Origin of the sequence: uncultured Bacteroides sp. (assembly GCF_905207245.1) — a bacterium.
In the GTDB taxonomy this organism is placed as follows: Bacteria; Bacteroidota; Bacteroidia; order Bacteroidales; family Bacteroidaceae; genus Bacteroides.
Window position 1 is genome coordinate 1 of record NZ_CAJLKP010000150.1, and the last position, 6,041, is coordinate 6,041.

Annotated in this window: 2 protein-coding genes; both read right to left on the bottom strand. The window is 41.0% G+C overall.

The features are described 5' to 3' along the window. Positions 1–90 precede the first annotated feature (90 nt). On the bottom strand, positions 91–2,163 hold the full coding sequence (locus QZ135_RS24230; protein WP_294615616.1) for a RagB/SusD family nutrient uptake outer membrane protein: 2,073 nt from the start codon (positions 2,161–2,163) through the stop codon (positions 91–93). A gap of 20 nt (positions 2,164–2,183) precedes the next feature. Further along, entirely contained in the window at positions 2,184–5,345 is a 3,162-nt protein-coding gene (locus QZ135_RS24235) for a TonB-dependent receptor (protein ID WP_294615618.1), read from the bottom strand. Between the last annotated feature and the right edge of the window lie 696 nt (positions 5,346–6,041).

Genomic DNA, 6,041 nt, shown 5'->3' on the forward strand with positions numbered 1-6,041 from the left:
GCACATAAGAAGGAGAACAAAGAAAATATCAAGGAGAGACTTTTTAGTCAGCCCCAAAAGTGTATTGTTATTTTTGATATAACCTATTGATTAGTATCCGTAATTCTGTGGATTCGGATCAGCCGGTTCCAGACGGTCTATATGTTTCTGCGGAATAGGGCGGAAACGATGGAACGGCTGAATATTTTCTGCAGCAAGTTCACTACGTTCTTTTATTCTTGCTACAAAAAAGTCAGCTCCATTACGTACCAACTGCTCAAAGCGATGTAATTCACCTTCCATTTCACGACCATATTCATCTAAAAAGAATATAAGCTTCTCTTCATCATCCATCCCGCTCAAGAAGTCTGTTGTTACTTTCATCTCCTCTACGGTAGATTTAGTTAAATCTGCAATAGCACCACCGTCATATTTATAGAAGTTAGGAGTCTTCTCTTCACCTTCTTTCCAGGCAGCACGTTCACGTACTATATTCAAAGCTGCTGCAGAGTTAGTATAATCACCTTTCAACGCAAATGCTTCTGCCAACATGATATAGGTTTCTGCCAAACGATAACAGAAATAGTCACGATAACCGGATTGGTCATTGGCTGATGTCCGTCGACTATCCAGATATTTAATCAGTGAAGGATAAGTATTACGAATGCCATCACGATCACCTCTGTTATTCAGCCCCGGTCGGCTGATTGATTGCATAGGTATATACCAATATGGCTCTATTGCACGTGCAAAAGCCAGTTTTTCAGACATCGTTCCATCAGAAAAACGTTGTTCTACATTCTCCAAAGAGAAAACAATAGCCGTATCACCGATAGCATAACGCTGGCTACCTGTTGTTTTCCCTATGCTAGAGGGACTAAAACTGCCTGTTGCATTAGAAAATTCTTCCCAAGTGACATTGGGAGCCTGATTACAATAATATACCCAGATATGAGATTTGTATAATCGTGAGTCTATTAACTTCCCGTGTTTGTTACTTGTATAGTACTGCGGACCATACAAACCATCATCTTCATATAAGAAAGGAGTTGGAGAAGCTCTTCTCCAAGGACGACCCGTTATCAAATCGCGACCGATACCGTTGCTCGTACCCCACTTTACACTTTCAGTACCATTCCCGTTTGCAGTAGTCATAGGCATACCTTCTGCTTGAGTAGTGAACATCATGTGAAGCCAGTTACCACCTGTATTTACATCCGTTGCTAACTGATTGTTATAAAAATGGTCAGTAGAGAACTGAATATTAAATAAAACCTCAGAACCTGCATAATCATCGGGGGTAGGGCCACCTGTCTTGGGATCATAGCGCCACAAATCGGAGTAGTCAAGAGCCAGTTCATGTAAACTACCACTCCCTGCTCCATTACCAAAATGACACACAGCGCTTGCATATTCAATAACTTTATCCAAGTCTGTACTTTCTGCTCCACGCTCCTCATTCATGTGGCTATCTGACTGGTTTCCTGCCCATTTCTGGCTGTAACGAAACATATAAGCTTTTGCTAATAGATGAGCTGCTGCACCTTTGCTGGCACGACCGTAGTCTCCTGTCACTTTACCATCCGCATCTGCCCAAGGCAACATGTTATAAGCATCAGTAGCATCCTGAATAATTTGCGCCCAAACTTCTCTTTGCGGTGCACGTGTAAAGTTGAAAGTCGGCTTATCCACAGGCTGTAACAGCAATGGACAATCACCGTAATGAATGACCAGTACCGAATAATAATATGCACGCAAAAATTTCAATTCACCTTCACGTATTCTTTTGACGTCCTCTTTCATGTCCTGATTGGAAGCTAAGTATTGCAAGCCAAGATTCGCACGCGCCACACCATTGTAACAGTCCGTCCAAAAAGCCGAGAAAGTTTCATTAGATGGATTCATAGTGGAAGTATAAAGTGCAAAGTCTGTACCACCATCGCCACCAATGGTATACATATCAGTACCAATTTCCTGGAAAATGATACCCGAAGGCGTATTGGATGTAGAAAACATACCACGACCATTCTGATAGCATGATGCAACAAGGGATTCCACACCTTCCGCTGTCTCATAATAACTATAGTCTGTGTTATAACCTTTTTCGTCTAGAAAGTCGGAGCAGGCAGCTAGACATAGCCCTAATGCTCCTACAAAAAGTGCATGTTTGATATGAGTTTTCATTTTTGTTGATTTTTAATGGATTAGAAGGTTAAATTCACACCGAAAATATAATTCTTCATCGTCATGGGGTCACTATATGCTTCTTGCTTACGATCCCATGTCCGTCCGGCTTTAACTGAACCTTCCGGGTCATTATTCGGATAGCTTGTAATAGTAAACGGATTTTGTACCTGCACATAAAAACGTGCTCTTTCTAATCCTACATAATTAATAATATTCTTGGGAAGACTGTAACCCAAGGTAATATCTGAAATACGGACAAAGTCTCCTTTATTATACCAATAAGCCTCTCTGTTAGGTTGGTCAGCATCTCCTTTGGTAGGTTTTCTAAACTGGGTTTGGGTATTCTCCGGCGTCCAATAGTCTGCATAACGAGTATTCATACGACCATCATGTCCTACTCCCGGATCACAATAAATGGTGTGTCCAAACATGCCATACATGAATACATAAAGATCGAAATATTTGTAACGGAATGTGTTACCCATACCCGCAGTCCATTTAGGCATCTTTTGCCCACGAATAGTGCGGTCATTAGAGTCTATTTTATAATTACCGTCTAAATCTACAAAACGTAAATCACCCGGTTTATAAGAATGCCCGTTAGCATTGAATTTAGCCATCTCTTCCATATCTTCTTTGGAATATCCCCACACATATTTGGTATTCACATAGTCATAAAAAGTATCTACCGGATGGTCGACAAACCACATATTTGCAACATCTTCCTTCAATCCACTAGCCAATTTCACGATTTTCTCTTTATTGGTAGCAAACTGTAATGAGGTGGTCCAGCTAAAATCCTTGGTTTGGAAGTTAACTGTTTCCAATGTCACTTCAATACCTGTATTTTCTGTTTCTCCTACATTCTCTGTAATGCTGCCAAAACCAGAAACTTCGGGAAGAGCACGAGGCATCAGCAAGTCATAAGTGTTTTGTTTATACCATTCAATGCTACCAGAGATACGTCCATTAAAAACACCAAAATCCAAGCCGACATTATATTGTCCTGTAGTTTCCCAAGTCAGTATTTTATTGGAAAGTGAACTCGGTGCATACCCTAAAACACCTGTACTGCCCCATGTATAGCGGCTACTGCTTATCTTACCAATCGTTTCGTAAGGATTAACTGCTGAGTTACCGGTCTTACCATAACCAAAACGTAATTTCAGGTTACTAATACTACTAATATTATCTTTGATGAATGATTCATCAGAAATACGCCATGCCACAGCAACAGACGGGAAAGCAACCCACTTATGGCCTTCAGCCAGACGTGAAGAGCCATCGTAACGTAAAGAAGCAGTCAGCATATATCTATTATCCTTAAAACCGTAGATAGCACGTCCCATCCAAGACATCATGGTCCATTGTGTGAAACCGCTAGTAACACCTTGTGTTGTAGCGCTGCCCAAGTTATAATATAATTGCGATTCGAGCGGAATTCCTACCCCACTGGCAGTAAGAGGCTCCTGAGTAAACTTCTGAGTTGATTGCACGGCAGTCAAGTTCAGACTGTGCTGACCAAATGTCTTTGCGTATGAGAGAATATGCTCCAAGGTCCATCCTCTATCGAAAGCAACTTTTTGTTCAGCTTTGGCATTACCAAACCCTTGTGAAGTTGATGCCTTGGCATAGAACATTTGTTCTTGCCCACTGTAATAATCAGTACCAAAATTTACACGATAAGATAAGCCATTATCCAGCTTAATCATGGCATAAAGAGTGGCATCGATACGATTTCTTTTTGTACGGCCTTCTGTTCCTGTAAAGTCATAAAAAGGATTCCACAACATACCTTCGCCTGTGGGGTGAGGCACCAACCCTAATGAAGGGTCCCCGTCCTGGGTTACGTCTCCGCCCACACCATAATCTCCACTGCCTCCGGGAGAATAATATGGAGTACCCAGTGGATTCCAGTTGCCACCTACTCCGGTCCCGTTGAAGTATTCCCAGTAGGCAAAGTTCGTCGTAGCACCCATTGTAATATATTTACCCAAATTCTGGTCCAAATTCATACGCAAAGTGTAGCGCTTACGATAGGAACGTGGAGTGATACCCTTATTGTCCATAAAAGAACCTGAAATGAAAACTTTGGTATCTTTACTTCCTCCACGAATACTGATATTATGACTTTGTGAAATAGCTTCATCGCGCATGCCGGCACCCTGCCAGTCAAAAGTACGCAATTTTGAAGGATCATATGTCCCTCCTTCCCACGCACGTCTGACGGATTCCAAAACGTAGCCCGAGATATCACGCGAACCTACATATTCCAGTTTCTGATCATATTCCCAGTTAGGAGTCATAGAAGGATAAGTGCAACTAGGATCTATGGTATAGCCACCTTCACCATCATATATATAGTTACGATCTGCTTCACGTAAATATTCCAGATACTCCGCTCCATTTCGTACACGGCGATATTCGTCTACTTTACCTATAGAAAGATAACCATTATATTCAACATTAACCTTCCCGATTTCACCTTTCTTAGTAGTGACCAGTATGACGCCATTTGCTCCACGTGCACCATAAATAGCAGTTGCCGAAGCATCCTTTAAAATTTCAATAGATGCAACATCCGAAGGGTTCAGTACATCAGAGCCACCGTTCACAGGTACACCATCAATAACAAATAAAGGCTCATTGCTGGCTGAAATGGAACGATTACCACGGACACGAATCATTGGCGTATCGTTCAAACCTCCACCAGCTACCATAACCCCTGCTGCTTTACCACGCAAAGCTTCTTGTATGTTAGTAGGGGCTGTAGCCATCAGATTTTCTGCCTTCACCTGAGTAATAGCACCGGTCAAGTCACGTTTCTTTGCCGTACCATAACCCACTACAACTACTTCATCCAATGTTTCAGTATCTTCTTTCAAAAGAATATTCAAACTTTTCTGCCCGGCAATATCTACGGTCTGAGTTTGGTAACCGATGAAAGATATTCGAAGCTGTCCTTTGAGAGAGACATTCAATGAGAAATTACCATCAATGTCTGTAATAGTACCGTTAGAAGTACCCACTTCCGTTACATTAGCGCCAATTACGGCTTCACCTAAGGCATCTTTTACTGTGCCTTTCACGACTTGACTTTGTGCATTTACCCATATAGGTATAAGGCAAAGCAAAAACATCAATGTCAACAACTTGAAATAATGAATTGTGCTTTTCATTTTACTATTAATAAATTTAGTTAATAAAAAAATGTTTTTCGAGAACAAAATTATTAAATGCAATAATGATAAATATCATGCTTCTATTGCAAATAATTCAAGTAACGTTACACCTTACAGATAATATGTAGCATGAACCTTCATTGATGTAACACATAGACTTTAAGACCAAGTAATCATATCATTTATCCTCCTTTTCATCGCAATCATAGTTTTGCATAAGATGATCTTTTTACGAAGAATATGCCAACAGACCTAATTAAAAGAAAGATATGATTATAAATAATCCCTATCTCAGACGTACACAAATACTTGTAAAGATGTTGAATTACATTCGGCATTCAGGGCAACCGCACCAAAAGTTTGTTTCGTTTTGATAAGAAAGGAAGGAAACAAGGATACGAGTTGACAAGGGAACAAGGGGCTGCGCAATGCTTCTGTACCGCATGGAACCTTGTTCCCTTGTCAACTTGTCCCCTCGTCAACTAATTCATAACCTGTCAGAAGCGAAGGGAACAAGGGAACGAGTTGACAAGGAGACAAGGAGCTGCGCAATGCTTCTACGCCGCATGAAACCTTGTTCCCTCGTCAACTTGTCCCCTCGTCAACTAATTCATAACCCGTCAAAAATGAGTGAAATACTTTCTATTCATTTGTCTGAATTTCCTACCAGCGAAGCAACAAAACGTAACTATT

Coding starts and splice junctions, on each gene's coding strand:
- QZ135_RS24235 (WP_294615618.1), bottom strand. CDS start 5,345: ATGAAAAGCACAATTCATTATTTCAAGTTGTTGACATTGATGTTTTTG.
- QZ135_RS24230 (WP_294615616.1), bottom strand. CDS start 2,163: ATGAAAACTCATATCAAACATGCACTTTTTGTAGGAGCATTAGGGCTA.